Source organism: Dictyobacter sp. Z7_2 (genome assembly GCF_057551105.1).
The window spans coordinates 1,207,756-1,227,516 of record NZ_BAAJPE010000001.1; the positions used below are offsets into that span (position 1 = coordinate 1,207,756).

A 19,761-nucleotide genomic window follows, 5' to 3' on the forward strand; every position below is an offset into this window, starting at 1 on the left:
AAGGATAGAGCATCATGAAAGATTCCCAGGCGTTTCCCGACGCTTCCAACGATCAGCCAGAACCAGCTTTGATCTCACAGCAAGCAGATGCCGTCTCAGAAAAGTCTATCACCGAATATCCAGGTATGTCCTTTCCCTTAATGACGCGTTTGAGCGACGGCTGGAGGTTCGTATCGACCAATCCCAAGGCCGCCGCTGGCGCCATTATCATTCTCGTGTTTGTACTGATCGCGATCCTGGGTAGCATATTTATCCACAGCGATCCCAACGCCTTTTCCATCGACGTGCTGAAAGCTCCCTCATCAACACACTGGCTAGGCACCACCCAGACCGGACAGGATGTGCTCGTGCAGGTCGTGGTAGGAACACGCGTCTCTCTCCTATGGGGCTTCTTGACCGGCTTGATCGTGACGGCACTTTCGGTGACGATCGGTCTGGTGGCAGGATATACAGGGGGGGTCGTCGATGATATACTCACCTTTCTGATCAACGTTTTCCTGGTCCTGCCAGGCTTTCCACTGGCCGTATTACTCGCCGCCTACATTCCCATCAAAGGACCTTTCACCGTCGCTCTGGTAATTGCCGCAACCAGCTGGGCCTATCAGGCTCGCGTCTTGCGTGCTCAGACCCTTTCGATGCGGCATCGCGATTTTGTCGAAGCCTCAAAGTCCAGTGGTGAAAAGACCTGGCGTGTCATTTTTGTGGAAATTTTCCCCAACGAAATCGCCATTGTCGCCGCCGGTTTCATCGGAACAACCATCTATGTTATTCTGGCTGCCGCCGGACTGGAATTTCTTGGATTGGGAGATCCAAACGTTGTAGACTGGGGAACGATGTTCTATTGGGCTCAAAATAATGACGCCCTTCTACTTGGTGCCTGGTGGTGGTATCTCGCGCCCGGTCTGTGTATTGCCGTGCTGGGTTCGGGATTAGCGCTGCTCAACTTTGGTATCGACGAGATTGCCAATCCTCGCCTGCGCGTCGAGAGATCGCTGGGCAAGAAGATCCTGAGGAGCCTGCGCGTACCAGTGGCATCTTCAGCGCAATAAAAGGAAAAACATGAGCATAATTTACAAGGGACAGAAACTAAGCCTCGCCGATACAGAGCTGGCGAAAAGGTTCCCCACAGACTTTCTATGGGGAGCCGCGACAGCTGCGTATCAAGTGGAGGGAGCAGCCTCCGAAGATGGACGAGGCACCTCTATCTGGGACGACTTTTCCGCGACTCCAGGTAAGACGCATCAGGGAGAGACCGGTCTGGTGGCAGCCGATCATTATCATCGCGTCGAAGAAGATACAGACCTGATGGTTCAACTGGGCCTGGATGCCTATCGCTTTTCGCTTGCATGGCCGCGCATTGTGCCCCAGGGGCGCGGTGAGGTGAATACTGCTGGCCTCGATTTCTATGATCGGCTGGTAGATACGCTTCTCCGCAAAGGTATTCGTCCCTTTGCCACCCTGTATCATTGGGATCTCCCCTCGCCGTTACAGCAGCAAGGCGGCTGGATGAAGCGCGATACCGCCTTCGCATTTGCCGATTATGCTGATCTGGTCACGCGTCGCCTGGGAGATCGTGTAGCGGGATGGATCACGCTCAACGAGCCATGGTGCAGCGCCTATCTAGGCTACGGCATCGGAGTGCATGCTCCTGGCCTGCAAGATCGCCAGGGCATGGTCGACGCGGCCCATCATCTGCTGCTGGGACACGGATTAGCAGTCCCACGCATCAAAGCCAATATCGCACCAGAGGCTCAGGTAGGCGTTACCCTGCTCCTCTCCCCCGCTTATCCGGCCGATGATCGTCCTGAGACGCTGCGCGACGTGCAACTCTCAAATGATTTCTCTAATGGCTGGTTCCTTGATCCGATCCTACGTGGTCACTATCCCGACAAGCTCTTCGACAATCTTAGTGTCTCTGAGCCTCCCATTCAAGACGGCGACCTGCAAACGATCGCAGCGCCGCTCGATTTTCTGGGGATCAATAACTACTCCCGTGTACTCATCCGAGGAGCAGCAACTCAGCCTCTGGCCGATGGCTGCCAGACCATTTCACCCGTACCCGAAGCCTCCTATACGGATATGGCCTGGGAGATCTATCCCAACGGACTGAGAGATCTCCTGCTACGCCTGCATCAGGATTATACGGTCCCCAACATCTACGTCACCGAGAATGGCGCCGCCTTCAAAGATGTAGTCGAGGACGATGGACAGATTCACGATCCTCGCCGCACAGATTATCTGCGTACCTATCTGACAGGCCTCGCCGAAGCCATCGAGCAGGGCGTCCCCTTGAAGGGATACTTTGCCTGGTCCTTCATCGACAATTTCGAATGGGCTGAAGGCTATAGCAAACGCTTTGGGCTCGTCTATGTGGACTATCCAACACAGCGACGCCTGATCAAAGACAGCGGGCATTGGTATACAGCGTTGCTGGCAGCATCGCACGATGCCCCCGAAGAGGAATAAGAGGTCAGCCGTAGCGGTATCGGTGATGTGTGTCCAAAACAGCTCCAGAAGGCGATGGGGTGAGAGGCTCACCGACGTAGCGGCGCGGCTCCGCCGTGCTGTCTGTGACTCGTACGACCACGCTCCCCATGGGATTCCATTGTGGGATCTTCCCACCGTGGATCGTCTCGTCTGCGTTGCTTTCAGATGCACATGGGACGTGTTCGTGCGTCCAGTGACAGCACGGCGGAGCCGCGCCGCTACGTCGGCGAGCCTGAGCGCCTGGTTCAAGGGGCCATCCTCCTTTGCCACGCAACGTCCTTCTGTGTTTTGACAGAGCACTACGTCTTCGCTTCGCTCGACACGTATAGCATTACGGTGACAGCATGGCTCATCTCGTGGTATAATAGCTCATAAAATGGATGATACGCGGTCGCCACTACAGTTATAGTAAATATATCACTCAATCCCTCTCGGCACAGTAGGCAGCGGGACGAAGACACACTTCAACGAGGAAGATAGACAGATTACCCAACACCCGCAACAATAATCTCTCATCTGGAGTTGAAGATGGCAAAAAGACATAAAACAGATACACGTCCCACGATCTCGCAAATCGCTACCGCTGCCGGAGTATCGATCCCCACGGTTTCAAAAGTGCTCAATGGACGCCTGGACGTCTCATCGGCCACGCGCGAGCATATCGAGCAGATCATTGAGGAATACGGCTTTGTACGCAACCGGGCGGCACGTGCGTTACGCAACGGCAAAACCGGACTCGTCGACATCGTCCTGCCGCGTCTCGATGATGATTATTTTCTCCCCATCTTGCAGGGAGCCGAACAGGTTCTCAAAGAGGCTGGTGTGCGCCTGATTCTGACCTCAACCCACTACGAGCCAGATCAGGAGATTCAATGGATCGACGCGGTTACCGATCGTTCCACCGACGGCATCTTGCTGGTCCTGCCATCAGACGAAGCGCTACAACGACTCTCACAGCAGGATACACCATTTGTCGTGATCCACAATCAGAGCACCAACATCCCCTCGGTCACCATTACCAGTTGGGAAGGCGGCTTCGTCGCGACCAATCATCTTATCTCGCTGGGACATCGGCGCATCGCCTACATTGGTAAAAATGGTAAAGCCATGGACGCCATCAAACGCTTTGCCGGCTATCGCACCGCGCTGGAGGTGGCCTCGATTCCACTTGATCCAGAGTTACAACGCGAAGGCGATTTCACGACCGAGGCGGGCTACGTGGAGGCAAAAGCGCTCATGGCTCTCAAAGAACCACCGACAGCGATCTTCGCCGGCAACGATCATCACGCCATCGGCGTCTATCGAGCGTTGTACGAGCTCGGCCTTGCAATCCCCCAGCAGGTCAGCGTGATTGGTTTCGACAATCTGGCCTACACCGAGGTGATGAATCCCGCCCTGACCACCGTCAACATTCCACGGCTGGAACTGGGACGCACAGCGGTCACCATGCTCCTGAAAATGATCGCGGGCGAACAGCTCGATGCCAATCTGGTCGTGCTCCCAACGCGACTGATTGAGCGTCAATCATGCGCCCCCTACCGCAGAAATTAGCTTGAAATGATACCCTCCTGCCAGGATCGGAACCGTATCGTCCCGACATTGACAAACGGAAATCTGCATGTCATGATTGTTAAGACAGTGCTTGTCATAAACAGCCGTTCCGACCTGGATGTCTCAACGGCCACACGGGAATCCACAGGAGACCACCATGAAGGGATATCGTTGGTACTTCTTACTACTCATCCCGCTCCTCACCGGGATTGTCTTCCTCAGTAACAGCCATCCGGCAGCCGCCTTTACCTCGTCCGATGCAGATAGTGCGATGACCGCGTATATCAACACCTTTTATGATGCCTCGGCGCACTACTTTTACGCCGATACTACTCATGCCAGCTACAATGACTTCTGGAAGGAGGCTCAGAGCTGGGATATCGTGATGGATGCCTATCAACGTACGCAGTCCGCAACCTATCGCCAGATGATCGATGATGTCTACAATGGCTTTATGGCTCGCAATAGTGATATGGCAACCGCCTGTAACACCTCGAACAGCTTCACACTTACCAATAACTACAATGACGATATTGGATGGTGGGCGAAAGCCAGTATCCGTGCGTACCAGATCACGGGCGAGTCGCGCTACGAGAATTGCGCGAAACGTCTTTTTGACTCCATCTACGCATACTGGAATACATCGACATTGGGCGGCGGCATCTGGTGGACGCGCAACAATCCCACGCAGAAGAATATCGCTACGAACGCCCCGGCAGTCATCACAGCCACCAACCTTGCCAGCGCCTTATCCGATAGTAGTTATCGCACCAAAGCGCAGACGATCTACAACTGGGTCAAAGCAACCCTGACCAATCAGGCTGGAACCGTCTACGATGATTACAACTCCGGCACGCTATCGACAGCACAGATTAGCTACAATTACGGAACATTCATTGGAGCTGCCATAGCGCTCTATCAAGCCACGGGAACTGCCTCCTATCTAGCGGACGCTTCAGCAGCAGCCAGCGTCTCTCTGACCAAACTCGCCACTAATAACATCCTGAGAGACGAGGGGACCGGCGATGGAGGTGGCTTCAAAGGCATCTATGTGCGCTATCTGGAGCAATACGCGAAGGTCGCCAATGCGAGTCAGTACACAACGTTCTTGCAGAAAAACGCCAGCGTCGCCTGGAGCAATCGGCGCAGCAACGATAATCTGATTGGCACAAACTGGGCCGTTGAAGCGCCATCCGGCACCATCGACGTCCATACCTTCGGCTCCGCCGTCGCTCTCTTACAGGACACTCCTACCGATGGCATCACGTCTCTACAAGCTGAAAACGGTACATTGCATAGCCTCAGCACAGAAGCCTCAAACGCTGGCTATCATGGCAGCGGCTACGTGGCCGGCTGGAACGCAAATGGACAATGGGTCGACCTGTCCGCAACCGTCGCGAGCGCCGGGTCCTATCGACTCGTCATTCGCTTCGCGACCGGAGCCGGTGCCGCCTCCCGCTACCTCTATGTCAATGGAAGCGGAGTCGTGAACAATCTCGCGTTTCCCAGTACCGGCAGTTGGAGCTCGTATTCAACGGTGATTGTCAATAACGTCTCGCTGAATGCCGGCAGCAATACCATTTCACTTATCTACAACAACTCTTTAGGTAGTAGTAATTATCTCAATTTGGATGAAATCACAGTCATCAGTCAGTAGCCAGAGCAATCTCAGCTTTTCCCCTTTCTCCTCTCTGAGCATTGGCAAGCCCTGTCTTTACACCTCAGAGGGGAGGCCAGAAACTGTCCTTATATCCATCTTGTATCAATTTCCACATTTATTAAAATGGGCGTGAATACATTCTCTACAACAAAAAAGGTAAACTTATGCTCTTTATTTTCTAGAGCACCTGAGTAGTTACATAATACAAACACTATCACTTTGAAAGGAGTCATGTAGTGACTCATTCTCATACCGAGCAGGTAACAGCCGTTCAGAAGCTGGTCCAGCAGGCGAAAGAACTACGAAAAGTCTTCGCAGCTACGTCAGCACAGATAGATGCACGTGGAAAACATCCTACAGAGAATCTTCTACAGATCGGACAAGCAGGATTATATCGTTTGAGTATACCTGAGGAATATGGAGGTCTCTGGAATGGGAAGGTAAGCACTGGAAGTGAGGCATTCGTTGAGATAGCGAGTCAACTCAGCGCCGGTGAAAGTAATACGGGTATGATCTTTGTGATCTCCATCGGCGTCTTATCTATGATTTTTAGTGAGCAAAGCGAAGCACCCGCAGCAACTCGCCAGCAACTAGCGCAAGAAGTGCTCGAAGAGCATATTACCATCGTTGGGTCTCATGCGGAGACGGGCACAGGGGGACATGTCATAGCGCGCAAGGTAGATGGCGGCATCATCATCAATGGAAAAAAATCCTTCAATACCGGGAGCGGAGGAGCACGTTATGCCCATGTCTTGCATATGCTCGAAGGTGAAAAAGATGTCCACGCTGCACTGGTTCGCCTGGACGCTCCAGGAGTGATACAGCATCACGATTGGGATAACATGGGACAGCGCGCGACGGAGAGCCAGACGATTACCTATCAGGATGTGTTCGTCTCTGACGATTGGCACTGGCGCTTTAAAGTTCATCCGCTGATTTTTTCATTAGCAATCGTGGCGAATGCAGCAGCAACGCTGGGCATCGGAGAGGGTGGATTTGATGCGATGCTTGACTATATTCGTACCTCGAATCGCATCCTTACTCCCGGCTGGACCGATAAAAACACCGATCCCTTGATACGCCTGCACATCGGAGAGCTTTCATCTCGACTTGCTGCAGCTCATGCACTCCTGCTCGAAGTGAGCCGTAAGATAGAGTCGTTTGAAGAGGGAGATGATCTTGGCTCGTTACAGGCAGCTGCGATGCGTGCTCATGCGATCTGTGCGCACGAAGCCGTCACAGCGGCAAGCGAGATATTTGACCTCACTGGCGCACGCAGCACCGCAAATACGTATCGCCTCGACCGTTTCTGGCGCAATGCACGCACGTACTCGGTACATGATCCGTTAGACACAAAGCTCTATAAGGTTGGTGGCTACGAACTCAACGGTGAATTGGGTTGATGATATCAGTTCCACCTCTCAGACTCTGGGCTTGCTTCACAACAGGCCAAGTTCTCTAGCTTTCAGCGCAGCCTGTGTCCGATCGCGCACGCCCAGCTTGCCCAGAATGTTGCTGAGGTGATTCTTGACGGTGCCACCGGCGATGTAGAGGGTCTCGCTGATCTCGCGATTGGAAGCGCCGCCCGCAAGTAAGGTCAAGATCTCCCGCTCACGCTCGGTCAGCTGTGCGGGTACGCTCACGCCGACGAACGCAGGAGCAACAGGAGCTGGCACAGCAGGTTCACTGGAGGCCGCTGAGAAGGAGGCAATGACTTTACTTGCAACGTCTGGATGTAAAAGAACCTGACCCTGTGCGACGACGCGAACTGTTGTAGCAAGTTGCTCGGCAGTGATGTCTTTGAGCACATACCCCCACGCTCCAGCTTGCAAGCCAGCCTGGATCAGTTCTCGATCATCAAAGGTTGTCAGGATGACAATGCGAATCGCGGGCCAGCGTTCTTTGAAGATGCGGGTCGCGGCAATGCCATCCAGACGTGGCATACGCACATCCATCAACACGACATCGGGGGCCGTTTGCTCGGCCGAGAGATGTTCGACCATCGTCAAAGCTTCTGTGCCATCCCCCGCCATCCCCACCACCTCCAGGTTCGGCTCCAGCTCAATCAGCTTGCGAAATCCCTCGCACAGCAAACGCTGATCATCTACAATCATCACACGGATATGCTCTGCCATGACTAGACCTTCTCCCTGCTTTCATGCGCTCTCGTGGCGCTAATCTGCACTTGCTCCCGAACTTTAAGCGGGAGCAGCACTTCGATGCGCCAGCCACGTTTGGAATCAGGACCAACCCACAGTGTTCCATCCAGGAGCGCGACGCGCTCGCGCATACCGCGTAGGCCAAAACCAGACGCGAAAGGCTCATGTACAGACGCGTCCCCCTGACCATTATCAAGCACAGTTAGTTCCACTTGCCCCTCCTGTCCGTCTCGCGTCGAGAGGCGTAGTAGCACCTTCGTTGCACGCGCGTGCTTGCGGATATTTGTCAATGCCTCCTGCGCACAGCGATAAAGCGTCTGAGACAGTTCTGAATGCAAGGAATGGGTTACCTCTTCCAGGTCGAGCGTAACGCTAGTCTCGCGGCAGGTCGCTTCAAATTCCGTCACTAATCTCCGCAGTTGTTCCTGCAACGAGTCGACAGAGGCTTCGTCGGGCCGGAGTGCCTCGACAGAGTGGCGTACTTCCGTCAGGCATACTTTGGCCACACGTCGGGCCTCCAGGAGTTCTTCATGCAGGCGGGGATCGCCACGTACCTCAAGCTGCATCGCCGTCTCAAGCTGGACCGTCAGTAATGTCAGCGCGTGACCAAGTGTGTCGTGAATATCACGGGCAATGCGGTTGCGCTCGCGGATAGCTGAGAACTCCTCCACCTGCGTACTATATGCTTGCAGTTGCGTATGAGCCGTTGCTAGTTCAGCATTGGAACTTTCCAGTGCCGCGTGCGCCACCGAAATTTCGCGAATCATTGTCACAAAGCCAAAGGTGAAGATAAACGAGATCAGGAGTGTCGCCTGGCTACTGATATCCCAGTCCTGCCCCAAGAAGCCAAACGAGAGGCTAGAACTCAACCAGAGCAGGCCCGCCCCAAGCAGACCAAGCAGATGTGGCCGGATGATAGTCATCAGGCTCGCCGTGAGCGTCGGGAGCAGCGGTAACCAATACAGATTCGTGCCTGGCAAGGGGATAAACTGAGAGGCACAGGCCAGACATAACAAAGCTAACAAGCGATAGGACTGGGTTTGCCCCCTGAACCACGTCCAATAGATCACGAGCCAGGTACCATAGATTATGGTGAGCAAGAACAAGCTGAGCAAGCTAAGGTGTGGCGTAGTGAAAACACCGGAAAGATAACCACCACAGGCAAATATATAGGAGAGCCAACGTCCCCAACGCAGAAACCAGATAATTGATGGTAATGATTGCGTTTGCATCATCTGTATATGCTTACTTGCCATAAATATCCACCTACTAAAAGAGATGATCTTGTTTCTCGCAGTATATCTTACTAATCGTCTCGTGCGCCAGTGTCTGTCGTCATGGGTATGTCGAGAGGCCTATGACCATAGTCACGGGTATCCAAAATCAAAATAGGGTCCTGATTCGTGACTGCCGGGACATGTGTGATCCTGCTGATGCCACTATACTCAGCATCAAGGAATAAAACTTTTCATGCCTCGAAAGGATGGATCTATCATGTCATCTCTACCAGAACAGACAACGCCCGAGAGCGTTTATGGCAATACAAACTCAGTTCAGCCGCTTGCACAGGCCACGAGCCGCATACGCCTCTTCTTTCTCGATCATCTGCGGGCCGCTTTAACGATTCTGGTGGTGCTCCACCATATAGCAGTGATGTATGGGGATGTCGCACCCTTCTACTATATGGAGTTTCCTGGTCCCAATGACCAACTGGCGTCTCTGCTACTCTCGATCTTTGTACTCGTCAACCAATCATACTTCATGGGCTGCTTCTTTTTGATCTCGGGATACTTCACACCCGGCTCCTTCGATCGCAAAGGACCCGGCGCCTTTTACAAAGATCGACTGTTCCGTCTGGGCATCCCGCTAGTTATCTTTGTACTTGTGCTCAGTCCCATTTCTTACCTCGGCTTGTGGCAGATGCCAGTCAGTCTTACGCACCTTACTACTCCGATCACCTGGCAAGAGGTTCTCAGTTCTTTTGGAGTCGGTCCGCTCTGGTTTGCAGAGATGCTCTTGTTCTTCTGCCTGGGCTATCTGATCTGGAGGAAAGTGGTTCACCCCAGATTTCAGTCGGCCGGGCAGGTAGTGAGTCCACCTAGCTATCTGGCTGTGGGCCTGTTTATCCTGGTGCTGGCAGTGGCAAGCTACCTGATGCGCATCATTGTACCTTTAGGCACGGAGATCCCCATCTTTGGCTTCCCGACCCTGGCATACTTCCCACAATACCTGAGTTTCTTCGTGCTTGGCATCATGGCCTTTCGTCGGAACTGGTTTCAGACCATTCCCAGTTTAATGGGGAAAATCGGGTTCGTGGTCGCGATCGTGGCAACTGTTGTGCTCGCTGGCCCAGCATTCTCTGGAGGCGCAGCCTGGCTGGGCCATGGAACCTTTCAGTCGGCGGCCTATGCACTCTGGGATAGCATTTTCTCCGTGGGATTCTGTCTGGCCCTGATCACCTTTTTCCGCCATTTCTTGAATCGCCAGAGTCGCTTCGGTAGCTTCTTGTCACAACAGGCCTTTGTCGTCTATATTATCCATATTCCGGTCATTGTCCTGGTGGGGATCGCGTTGCGTGAGGTCCATTTAGAAACTCTGCTCAAATTTGCTCTGGCCGCCCTGATCGCGGTTCCACTCTGCTTCCTGCTTGCCTTCCTGGTTCGCAAGATCCCACTTGCGTCCAGGATTCTCTAAGGTCTGGCGTGCATTGGATTATGCACAAGTGAAGGGTGTGGAGATAAGACGTTCATACATTATAGTCAAGGAAATCATACATAATATTAGCATGTGGAATGGTGAATTCACCATGCTAATATTATGTATGATTTTATCAGACAAGCAATCTCGGTGATATAAAGCTCAGCCTCTCTCGCAAGATGATCTATGTCTGCCAGAGACGCATTTGATTTTTACGCATGGCTTGTATCAAAAAGGAAAGAACTGAGAAATTAAGCATATCCATCAATCTTATATTTTTATGGGTTTCTCTCCATATATTTTTTTGCATTATTAATCAAATCAGCATTACTAATATGTATCAATTCGGGTTTATTTCTTCTAGCCTCTTCAATAATTTCTGCAGCGTTTTTACTCCCACCACTTCCTGTCTCACGATTTTTTCCGATTCCTCTAACCCCCTCTTCGACAAACAGATATTCTCTAAGTCCATTCCAACGATCTTTACTCTCTATTGTACTAATGTCTCGATCTTTTGTCCCTGGTTTCTCTAATTGCTTTTTCCTATGTATTGCATCTCTATATAATATACTTGCCTCTCTCATCTCTTTATTTACAACAATACCTTGCGTATAATACTGATGCCCCAAACGTGTATTATTTATAATACTATCCAAATTATTTATCTTATCTTGATAAGATCCTTGCCCTTCCAGTATTGTGTCACGCTGTATGTCGCTGGAACGAGATTGCTGAAGTGTCTCATTCAAGCGAGAACCAGACAATCCATCCCTCAAAGGAACTCGAGAGGTACTTGCGTCTGGACGACTACCACCAAATAGTGAATCTGAATAGCGCTGACGTTGTGTCAATAACCCGTCTCTAGTAGAATTTCTGCGTTTATCTCCAGTACGAATAGCTCCAACCTCAGAAGCACGAAGAGCATGATCTGAAGAGGTGCCTGCACCTGAAGTGCCAGGCTCTCTAGTATAACGAGTCAAATCATAGTTACGCTGATGTTGTGTTACAGAGCGTGACAAATCTTCGTTTCCAACTGAAGTTCTACTAACCTCACTGGTATGCATAGACGGCGTACGTAAAGTTTGAAGAGGTGGAAGATCCTGATGACTTTCAATAGGGGGGAGAGCATGATGATCCTCAATAGGAGGAAGATGATCCTGATGCCCACTAAGCTTATCAATAGAAGGAAGGCCTTGATAATATCTAGGTACTGGAAGGTTCAGATTCTCTCCAGAGGTACCTCCTCCTACAGGCTCCGAGATATACGCTGTTTCGGGGCGAAACTTAGTGTTTGTAGAAGTAGTGCCCAACTGACGATCACTGGTGAATGACTCCCGTTGCCTGAGCACATTGTTAAAGGAATCATTGCCTGAATCTTGAGTCGATTTTGGTGGCAGTTTATCGCCTCGCCGCACTCCGTCACCTTTGCTGGATCCTCCCCTTAGTCCTGGTCTTTTTTGCATGGAGTTCTTTCCTTGTCGCTTACTAAGACAGATTCATCTTATACATTCAATTTCGAGGATGGGTTGCTGATATTATAAGAGAAGTGTACTCAATACAAAAGGCGGTTTTAGGAGAACTGAGGGACAATTTTCCCGTAGCACACAAAGCTAGCAAACGGTATAAAGAGATCAGAGAAAAGCGAGAACGGCAAAAGCCCTTGACAAAGTTCATGTGAGCAAGTTACGATTGAGTAACTCTAGAATCATCAAAGGCTCTTTTTTATGCCTGGAGTTGAAACGTTTCAATCGCACGCTTGATTTTTATCAAGCGTGCATGGGCTGGTCGCTATGGAGCGCGAACTTTTAATACTTTTGCACAGAGTTGAGCAAAGGAATGCTTTATGATGAAACATGCTTTGATCAGGATGATCGTCCTCATTAGTTTAGGCATCTCATATGTCACCTACTTATCTTTGATCCCTACGCCCCATACTGTTATGGCGGCGAGTCCCTGGGACGCTTTTAATCAGTCCCCAACGTCACGGACACTTGCTCCGACCTCTATTTACAGGACAACTGGGACTGTCAGCAACGCCACCAATCTACTCTCAGGTAGTGCGACGCGCGTGAGCGGAAATAGCTCCTCGGTAACCGTCGATTTCGGAAAAGAGGTCGGGGGACTCATCACGCTCTCCTTTGCGGGCTCAAGCGACGCCAGTCAGAGCATTGGTCTGGCCTTTACCGAGTCGTCAAGTTATGTGGGCAATACGAGTGATGCCTCCAACGGCGGCGGCGGCGCTGATGGAGCTATCTATGCAGCGGTGATTGGCGCGAGCAGCTATACGATGCCTGCCGATAAGCTACGCGGCGGCTTTCGGTATCTGACCCTGTTCCTGAATTCTGCCGGCTGGGTCGATCTCAATGGTGTCTCGCTCAATTTCACGGCTGCGCCGAATATGAGCAATCCATCTGCGTACCCCAACTATTTTTATTCCAACGACGCCTTATTAAACCGCATCTGGTACGATGGAGCCTATACGGTCCAGTTGAACACGATCAGTCCGACGCAGGGTCGCGTCTGGGGTCCACCGTCGACCGGATGGGAGAACAACGGTACAGTCGGTGTGGGGACTGAGGTGCTGGTCGATGGTGCCAAACGCGATCGTACAATCTGGCCCGGTGATATGGGGATCTCCACGGCGACCGCCTATGTGAGCACCAATGATACCTTAGCCACGAAGAATGCCCTCACAACACTCTATCAGCATCAGCTAAGCACGGGCGAGCTCCCCTGGGCCGGACCGCAGGTCAATTTCTACGGCTCCGATACCTATCACATGTGGACCTTGATCGGAACATCTAATTACTATCTCTACAGCGCCGACAAGAGCTGGCTGGATGGTATCTGGTCCCAGTATCAGAGCGGTGTGAGCTTTGTGACCAATAAGATCGATAGCAATGGCCTCCTGAACGTCACCGGCACCCAGGATTGGGCACGCGGCGATCAAGGCGGCGAGAATATCGCGGGCAACGCCCTACTATATGAAGTCCTGACCACCGCAGCAACGTTGGCGCAGGTCGAAGGCAACAGCTCGCTATCCAGCAGCTATAGTAATCGAGCGGCCAGCCTCAAAACACAGATCAACGCACGCCTCTGGGATGCCTCTGCCGGAGCATACAAAGATAATGCCTCCAATAGCGGTCTGCATCCACAGGATGGCAACTCGCTGGCAGTCTGGTACAACGTCACCGACACAGCGGCAAAGTCACAGAGTATCCTCAGCAATCTCCACAACAACTGGAATAGTTTCGGCTCGGAAACGCCTGAGTGGAATAACAACATTTCTCCCTTTCCAGGCTCGATGGAGGTGATGGCTCGCTTTCAGGCCAACGACGATCAAAATGCTCTGGCGCTGATCCGCAACGAGTGGGGCTATATGATCGATGATCCTCGCGGCACCGGCGATACGATGTGGGAGGGCTATACGTCCGGTGGAGCGCTGGCCTACAATAGTTCGGCGAGCAGTGATGGCTCTTATACGAGCCTGGCGCATGGCTGGTCGACAGGGCCAACCTCGGCTCTGACCAATTATGTACTGGGAGTTGCTCCCGATACGGCTGCCGGTCAGACGTATCATGTCATCCCCCATCCAGGCAACCTGACGCACGTAGAGGGAAAGCTCACGGTCAGCACCAATAAAAGCATCTCCGTCTCATATGACACCAATACCTGTAGCGGGCTCTCGATGACCGTCAATAGCAGCTCAAATAGCGGCTCAACCGGAGTGATTGGCGTGCCCAAACTGGGACAGAACCGCGTCATCCAGATCAATGGCGTGAGCGCCTGGAATGGCAGTACCTACCAGAGCGTCTCTGGCATCAGCGGTGCCGATCAGGACAGCAATTATGTCTACTTCCGAGGCGTACAGCCCGGGACGTATACTCTGACCTATAGCAGCAATAGTTGCAATACGTATGAGGCTGAGGCCAGCGCGAACACATTGAGTGGTCAGGCCGCGATCGCCCAATGTTCCAATTGCTCGGGCGGTGCGCGCGTCGGCTGGCTCGGCAATGGCAGCAGCAATACATTACAATTCAATAACGTCAACGTCGCCAGTGCCGGAACCTATAAGCTATCCATAGTCTACACCAACGGCGATACCATCACCCGCTCGGCCTCCTTGAGTATCAATGGAGGTAGTGCGACCACCATCAATGGCTTTACGCCCACCGCCAATGCCAGCACCATCAACACGCTGACGATCGCCGTCGCCTTGCAGGCAGGCAACAATACGTTACTCTTCGGCAATAGCTCCTACTGGGCGCCCGATTTCGATCGCCTCATCGTCGCTCCGGCCTCCTATGAGGCTGAAGATGCAAGTAACGCCCTCAGCGGAGGAGTCCGAGTCATCGGATGCGTCAATTGCTCAGGCGATGAACGCGTCGGCTGGCTCGGCAATGGCAGCGGCAATACGTTGCAATTCAACACGCTCAACGTTGCCGCCGCCGGCAGCTACAACCTGTCTATCGCCTATACCAATGGCAGCGGCAGCACACGCTCCGCCTCACTGAGCGTCAACGGTAGCAGCGCAACAACTTTGAGCAATTTCACCGCCACAGCCACTTCTGACACAGTCAACACCATCACGGTCACCGTCACGCTACAAGCAGGCAACAATAGCATCCTGTTCGCAAACAGTACGGCGTGGGGACCAGATTTTGATCGCGTGACTCTTACAAAGTTGTAATGATAAGGAGTTTCCATGGAAGGATATAGCAGACGTACAGTCATACTCACCGGGCTGCGTCTCATGGGAGTATCGATGCTCAACCTGCCGATCGTCAAGGCAGTTACAAACACAATTATGGCACCGTTATTCAAACTAGCGCCGACAGTCAACTGGAGCGCACACTGGATCTGGTCGGCGACGAGTAGCGCGAATACCTGGGTGGCTTTTCGCAAGACCGTGACACTGAGCGCCGTGCCGAGCTCAGTGATCGCCGATATCGCGACGGACACCAAATACTGGCTGTTTATCAATGGCACGCTTGTCACCTTCGAAGGAGGTCTCAAGCGTGGCCCCAATCCCAACGATACCTACTACGACGAAAAAGATATCGCCAGCTATTTACAGAGTGGCAACAACACGATTGCGCTCCTGGTCTGGTACTTCGGCAAAAATGGCTTCTCGCATAAGGATAGCGGAAAAGGTGGATTGCTCTTTCAGTCAAGCATTGCAAACAGCGATACGAGCTGGAAAGTGATCCAGCATCCAGGCTACGGACAGGATACGGGATCAGCGCAACCCAACTATCGTCTGGCCGAGTCGAATATTTACTACGATGCTCGCAATGCTTCAGCACTCCAGAACTGGCAGGCGAGCACCTATAGCGATAGCTCCTGGGCGAACGCCACCGATCTGGGAGCCAGCGGCTCGGTACCGTGGAACAATCTGGCTCCGCGCCCCATCCCATTCTTCCGCTACACCGCGCTGCAAAACTATACCAACGCGTCCTCCCTCCCCACGCAGGGGAATGGATCTACCGCCATCACGGCAACCTTGCCCTCAAATCTCCAGATCACTCCCTACTTGAAGGTCAACGCGGCCGCAGGAGCAGTGATCACTATCCAGACGGATCACTATACCGATGGCGGCGAAAATAATGTGCGTGCAACCTACATTACAACCAGCGGCGTACAGGAATTTGAGTCGCTCGGCTGGATGTCCGGGACAGCGGTCCAATACACTATTCCTACGAACGTCCAGATTTTGAGCTTGCAGTATCGCGAGAGCGGGTACAGCACGTCATTTGTGGGCAGCTTCACCTGCAACGATACGTTTTTGAATACGCTCTGGCAGAAATCTGTGCGTACGGTCTATCTCAATATGCGCGACAATTATATGGACTGTCCCACTCGAGAGCGGGCGCAGTGGTGGGGAGACATCGTAAACGATCAACTTATCTCCGCTTATGTCTTCGATACCAATGTCAACGCGCTCACCAAAAAAGCCATCAATGAGCTCATTGCCTGGCAGCGCTCGGATGGTTCGCTGTACTCGCCCGTGCCGAGCGGCAACTGGAATCAGGAGTTACCGGTCCAGATGCTTGCCTCGATCTGGTCGATCGGCAACTACTACCTCTATACCGGAGATAGCAGTATCAGCAGCACGTACAATGCCGTCAAGACCTATATGAAGCTCTGGACCTTTGATGCGCAGGGCTTGATCAATCATCGCGCCGGCAACTGGGATTGGGAAGATTGGGGCTCAAATATTGATAGCCGTGTGCTCGATAACGCGTGGTACTACATGGCTCTACAGAGTACCATCACGCTGGCTCGCCTGAGCAACAACACGGCCGATATAGCCAGCTGGCTCAGCAGTGCCAATAGTATCGCCACTCACTTCGATGCGGTACTCTGGAACGGTACCAATCAGGAGTATCGCTCGCCTGCCTACACCAGCGATACCGACGATCGTGCCAACGCTCTGGCTGTCGTGGCGGGTCTGGCGCAGCCTGGCCACTACGCCAGCATCATCAAAGTACTGCAAAGCCACTACAACGCCAGTCCCTGGACGGAACTGTATATTCAGCAGGCTCTCTACAAGATGGGAGTGCCGCTGGTCGCCGAGGCTCGCATGAAGCAGCGCTACACATCCGAGGTCAATGACGCCGGCTATACAGTCTGGGAGTTGTGGGCAAAGGGAGGAAGCGGCACCGACAATCACGGTTGGGCCGCTGGATCTGCCTATAATCTCTCAGCCTATGCGGCAGGAGTGCGACCGCTCCAACCCGGCTATAGCAGCTATATTGTGCAGCCCAATATAGGATATCTGACATCCATCAACACAACTGTGCCAACGATCAAGGGCAACATAACGATCGCGATCAATCGTCAGAGCAGCACGCAATTGAGCATGAATGTCGTTGCGCCCGCCAGTACCAGCGGATCAATTGCCGCTCCTTTAAATGGGATGACCTCTGTCAGTATCACCGCTAACGGCACCAGCGTCTATCAAAATGGCAGCGCGAGTGGCAGCGTCGCCGGACTCAGCTACAACCATAGCGACATCAACTTCATCTACTTTACTGTCCAGCCCGGCAATTGGACATTCAATGTCACGGGTCAGGCCGCAAATGCCTATGAAGCGGAGGCCAGCAACAATACCTTTAGCGGCACGGTCGCCGCGACCAGTTCCTCGAATTGCTCGGGCGGACAGCGCGTCGGCTGGATCGGCAATGGAGCTGCCAATACGCTCCAATTCAACAACGTCAGTGTCCCGGCAGCGGGCACCTACACACTGGTCATCGATTATACCAACGGCGACACAAGCACACGCTCGGCCACGCTCAGCATCAATGGAGGAACCGCCAGCACCATCAACGGATTCGTGCCGACCATAGACGTCAATACCGTCAACAGCGTCAACACCACAGTGCAATTGAACGCCGGAACAAACACGCTGCTCTTCGGCAATAGCTCCGCCTACGCTCCCGACTTCGATCGGATTGTCCTGACGCCAGGCTCAGCCAATCTGGCATCCGGACGCACCGCAACCTCGAACAATTCTCTGGAGAACGGCGATTGGAGTGTCTCGCATCTGACCGATAACGTCGAGATAAGCCTCTCAGGAGCCAAAGGCTATACCGGCAATACCTATGGACAGGCCGACATCAGCAGTACGCCCATCTGGGTCGCCATCGACCTCGGCAGCAGTCAGCGCATCGACGAGATCAAGCTCTTTCCACGCACCGACACCATCGCCACAGACGGCGGAACGCCCGATTTCCCCGTCGACTTCAGCATCCAGACTTCATCCGATGGCACCACCTATACAACCATCCAGACAATCGTAGGGCAAGCGAATCCCCTGGGAAGCGTCCAGAGCTACAGCTTCGCCACCACCAGCGCTCGCTATGTGCGCCTCATGGTCACAAAGCTCGGTACTCCCGCATATGACGAAGGGGCCGCCAACTCTTATCGCCTGCAACTCGCAGAACTGGAGGTGTATAACGCCTGACAACCACACGCAATGCTGCGAAGAGACCCGGCGCTACGTCGGCTAGCTCGGACGCCTTGCACGTCGCGATCAAGCGAATTGCAAGGCGTCATCCTTCTTCTCAGGCAACCGTCGTCATGACCTTTGACTGAGCACTATGTCAGGCACGATGAAACCCAGCCGCAGCTCCGGCTGGGATCGCTTGTTCAATCCGCGCCAGTTCATCCTCCGTCAACGCGAATTGGAGCGTCGCCAGGGACTCGGTAAGTTGGGAACGTCGACGTGCTCCAATCAGTGGCACGATATCCTGACCACGAGATAACACCCAGGCAATCGCAATCTGAGTAACCGTTGTTCCCTTTGCATCCGCAATAGCATGGAGTGTCTCAACAAGTGAGAGATTATGCTCCAAATTCTCTCCATGAAGGCTCGCCAAAACACCACGAGAGTCTCCAGGTGTTGTGGCATAGTGACCGCTGAGGAGACCACGTGCAAGAACTCCATATGCGGTAATACCAATCCCCAATGCGCGGCACGTGGGAAGAATATCATCCTCGATGATACGTGAAAGCAATGAGTACTCGACTTGTAGATCCGCAATAGGATGAACGGCCTGGGCACGACGTATAGTCTCCGAACCGACATCTGAGAGGCCAATATACCGTACATATCCAGCCTTAACCATATCCCCGATAGCACCAATGGTCTCCTCGATGGGCACGTGAGGATCAAGACGTGCTGGACGATAAACATCGACATAGTCGGTACCAAGTCGGCGCAGTGTATAGGCGAGAAAATTCTTGAGAGCCTCTGGGCGTGCATCTATACCTGACCAGTTGCCAGCAGGATCGCGCAGTGCCCCAAACTTGACACTTATCACAACCTGTTCACGCACCCGCCCTTGTAGCGCCTCCTGGAGCAATAACTCATTATGACCCATGCCATAAAAATCGCCAGTATCAAGAAATGTCATGCCAGCGTCAAGCGCAGCATGGATCGTGGCAATACTCTCGCTTCGATCCGCTGGACCGTAGAACTCAGACATCCCCAGACATCCCAGTCCCAGTGTGGACACTTCAGGCCCCATTGAGCCAAGTAAGTGATGTATCATGGATAGAAACTCCTTTTGATAGTTAAGGCGGCATTACTCTTGCGAGGCCTCTTATACAGTGCCTTTTTTCATCGTACATCGCCGACAAGCCGGAAAGGTACATATTATCAGGAACCAGTTTCAAATTATTACATAGACCAGTCTATATAAT

Annotated in this window: 13 protein-coding genes; 8 read left to right on the forward strand and 5 right to left on the reverse strand. The window is 52.8% G+C overall.

The window, feature by feature from the left end:
• Positions 1–14 precede the first annotated feature (14 nt).
• Positions 15–1,049: an ABC transporter permease gene (locus AC27N8_RS04535; protein ID WP_487064392.1), complete on the forward strand. Its 1,035-nt coding sequence runs from the start codon at positions 15–17 to the stop codon at positions 1,047–1,049.
• 10 nt (positions 1,050–1,059) lie between these two features.
• Complete coding sequence (locus AC27N8_RS04540; protein ID WP_487064394.1) at positions 1,060–2,466, forward strand: GH1 family beta-glucosidase; 1,407 nt, start codon at positions 1,060–1,062, stop codon at positions 2,464–2,466.
• A 4-nt stretch (positions 2,467–2,470) separates the two neighbouring features.
• Here the strand turns inward: AC27N8_RS04540 and AC27N8_RS04545 are convergent, their stop codons facing one another.
• Positions 2,471–2,761: a hypothetical protein gene (locus tag AC27N8_RS04545; protein WP_487064396.1), complete on the reverse strand. Its 291-nt coding sequence runs from the start codon at positions 2,759–2,761 to the stop codon at positions 2,471–2,473.
• Positions 2,762–3,015: 254 nt separating this feature from the next.
• On the opposite strand from AC27N8_RS04545, the gene AC27N8_RS04550 reads away from it, so the two are divergent.
• The 3 genes from AC27N8_RS04550 (at position 3,016) to AC27N8_RS04560 (ending at position 7,101) form a co-directional block, all read left to right on the forward strand.
• Complete coding sequence (locus tag AC27N8_RS04550; protein ID WP_487064397.1) at positions 3,016–4,038, forward strand: LacI family DNA-binding transcriptional regulator; 1,023 nt, start codon at positions 3,016–3,018, stop codon at positions 4,036–4,038.
• A 157-nt stretch (positions 4,039–4,195) separates the two neighbouring features.
• The gene (locus AC27N8_RS04555) at positions 4,196–5,695 is read left to right on the forward strand and encodes a glycoside hydrolase family 76 protein (RefSeq protein WP_487064399.1); all 1,500 of its coding nucleotides are present in this window, start codon (positions 4,196–4,198) and stop codon (positions 5,693–5,695) included.
• 239 nt (positions 5,696–5,934) lie between these two features.
• A complete protein-coding gene (locus AC27N8_RS04560; protein ID WP_487064401.1) occupies positions 5,935–7,101 on the forward strand; it encodes an acyl-CoA dehydrogenase family protein in 1,167 nt (388 codons plus the stop codon).
• Between the two features lie 36 nt (positions 7,102–7,137).
• Here AC27N8_RS04560 and AC27N8_RS04565 read toward each other — a convergent pair whose 3' ends face one another.
• Both AC27N8_RS04565 and AC27N8_RS04570 read right to left on the reverse strand, forming a co-directional pair.
• Positions 7,138–7,833 (reverse strand): response regulator, encoded by a 696-nt coding sequence (locus tag AC27N8_RS04565; RefSeq protein WP_487064403.1) that lies wholly within the window; start codon positions 7,831–7,833, stop codon positions 7,138–7,140.
• A gap of 2 nt (positions 7,834–7,835) precedes the next feature.
• Positions 7,836–9,113, reverse strand: coding sequence for a sensor histidine kinase (locus tag AC27N8_RS04570; protein WP_487064405.1), 1,278 nt, complete (start codon positions 9,111–9,113; stop codon positions 7,836–7,838).
• A gap of 238 nt (positions 9,114–9,351) precedes the next feature.
• Between AC27N8_RS04570 and AC27N8_RS04575 the strand changes: the two genes are divergently transcribed.
• Positions 9,352–10,551 carry an acyltransferase family protein gene (locus tag AC27N8_RS04575; protein WP_487064407.1) on the forward strand — a complete coding sequence of 400 codons (1,200 nt, stop codon included), beginning with the start codon at positions 9,352–9,354 and terminating at the stop codon, positions 10,549–10,551.
• 281 nt (positions 10,552–10,832) lie between these two features.
• Here the strand turns inward: AC27N8_RS04575 and AC27N8_RS04580 are convergent, their stop codons facing one another.
• Positions 10,833–12,017 carry a hypothetical protein gene (locus tag AC27N8_RS04580; RefSeq protein WP_487064409.1) on the reverse strand — a complete coding sequence of 395 codons (1,185 nt, stop codon included), beginning with the start codon at positions 12,015–12,017 and terminating at the stop codon, positions 10,833–10,835.
• A gap of 380 nt (positions 12,018–12,397) precedes the next feature.
• On the opposite strand from AC27N8_RS04580, the gene AC27N8_RS04585 reads away from it, so the two are divergent.
• Entirely contained in the window at positions 12,398–15,244 is a 2,847-nt protein-coding gene (locus AC27N8_RS04585) for an alpha-L-rhamnosidase-related protein (protein ID WP_487064411.1), read from the forward strand.
• 15 nt (positions 15,245–15,259) lie between these two features.
• Entirely contained in the window at positions 15,260–18,520 is a 3,261-nt protein-coding gene (locus AC27N8_RS04590; RefSeq protein ID WP_487064413.1) for an alpha-L-rhamnosidase-related protein, read from the forward strand.
• Positions 18,521–18,659: 139 nt separating this feature from the next.
• On the opposite strand, the gene AC27N8_RS04595 is transcribed toward AC27N8_RS04590, so the two are convergent.
• A complete protein-coding gene (locus tag AC27N8_RS04595) occupies positions 18,660–19,610 on the reverse strand; it encodes an aldo/keto reductase (RefSeq protein WP_487064415.1) in 951 nt (316 codons plus the stop codon).
• Between the last annotated feature and the right edge of the window lie 151 nt (positions 19,611–19,761).

Coding starts and splice junctions, on each gene's coding strand:
- AC27N8_RS04555 (WP_487064399.1), top strand. CDS start 4,196: ATGAAGGGATATCGTTGGTACTTCTTACTACTCATCCCGCTCCTCACC.
- AC27N8_RS04550 (WP_487064397.1), top strand. CDS start 3,016: ATGGCAAAAAGACATAAAACAGATACACGTCCCACGATCTCGCAAATC.
- AC27N8_RS04565 (WP_487064403.1), bottom strand. CDS start 7,833: ATGGCAGAGCATATCCGTGTGATGATTGTAGATGATCAGCGTTTGCTG.
- AC27N8_RS04535 (WP_487064392.1), top strand. CDS start 15: ATGAAAGATTCCCAGGCGTTTCCCGACGCTTCCAACGATCAGCCAGAA.
- AC27N8_RS04580 (WP_487064409.1), bottom strand. CDS start 12,017: ATGCAAAAAAGACCAGGACTAAGGGGAGGATCCAGCAAAGGTGACGGA.
- AC27N8_RS04590 (WP_487064413.1), top strand. CDS start 15,260: ATGGAAGGATATAGCAGACGTACAGTCATACTCACCGGGCTGCGTCTC.
- AC27N8_RS04570 (WP_487064405.1), bottom strand. CDS start 9,113: ATGGCAAGTAAGCATATACAGATGATGCAAACGCAATCATTACCATCA.
- AC27N8_RS04575 (WP_487064407.1), top strand. CDS start 9,352: ATGTCATCTCTACCAGAACAGACAACGCCCGAGAGCGTTTATGGCAAT.
- AC27N8_RS04540 (WP_487064394.1), top strand. CDS start 1,060: ATGAGCATAATTTACAAGGGACAGAAACTAAGCCTCGCCGATACAGAG.
- AC27N8_RS04595 (WP_487064415.1), bottom strand. CDS start 19,610: ATGATACATCACTTACTTGGCTCAATGGGGCCTGAAGTGTCCACACTG.
- AC27N8_RS04585 (WP_487064411.1), top strand. CDS start 12,398: ATGATGAAACATGCTTTGATCAGGATGATCGTCCTCATTAGTTTAGGC.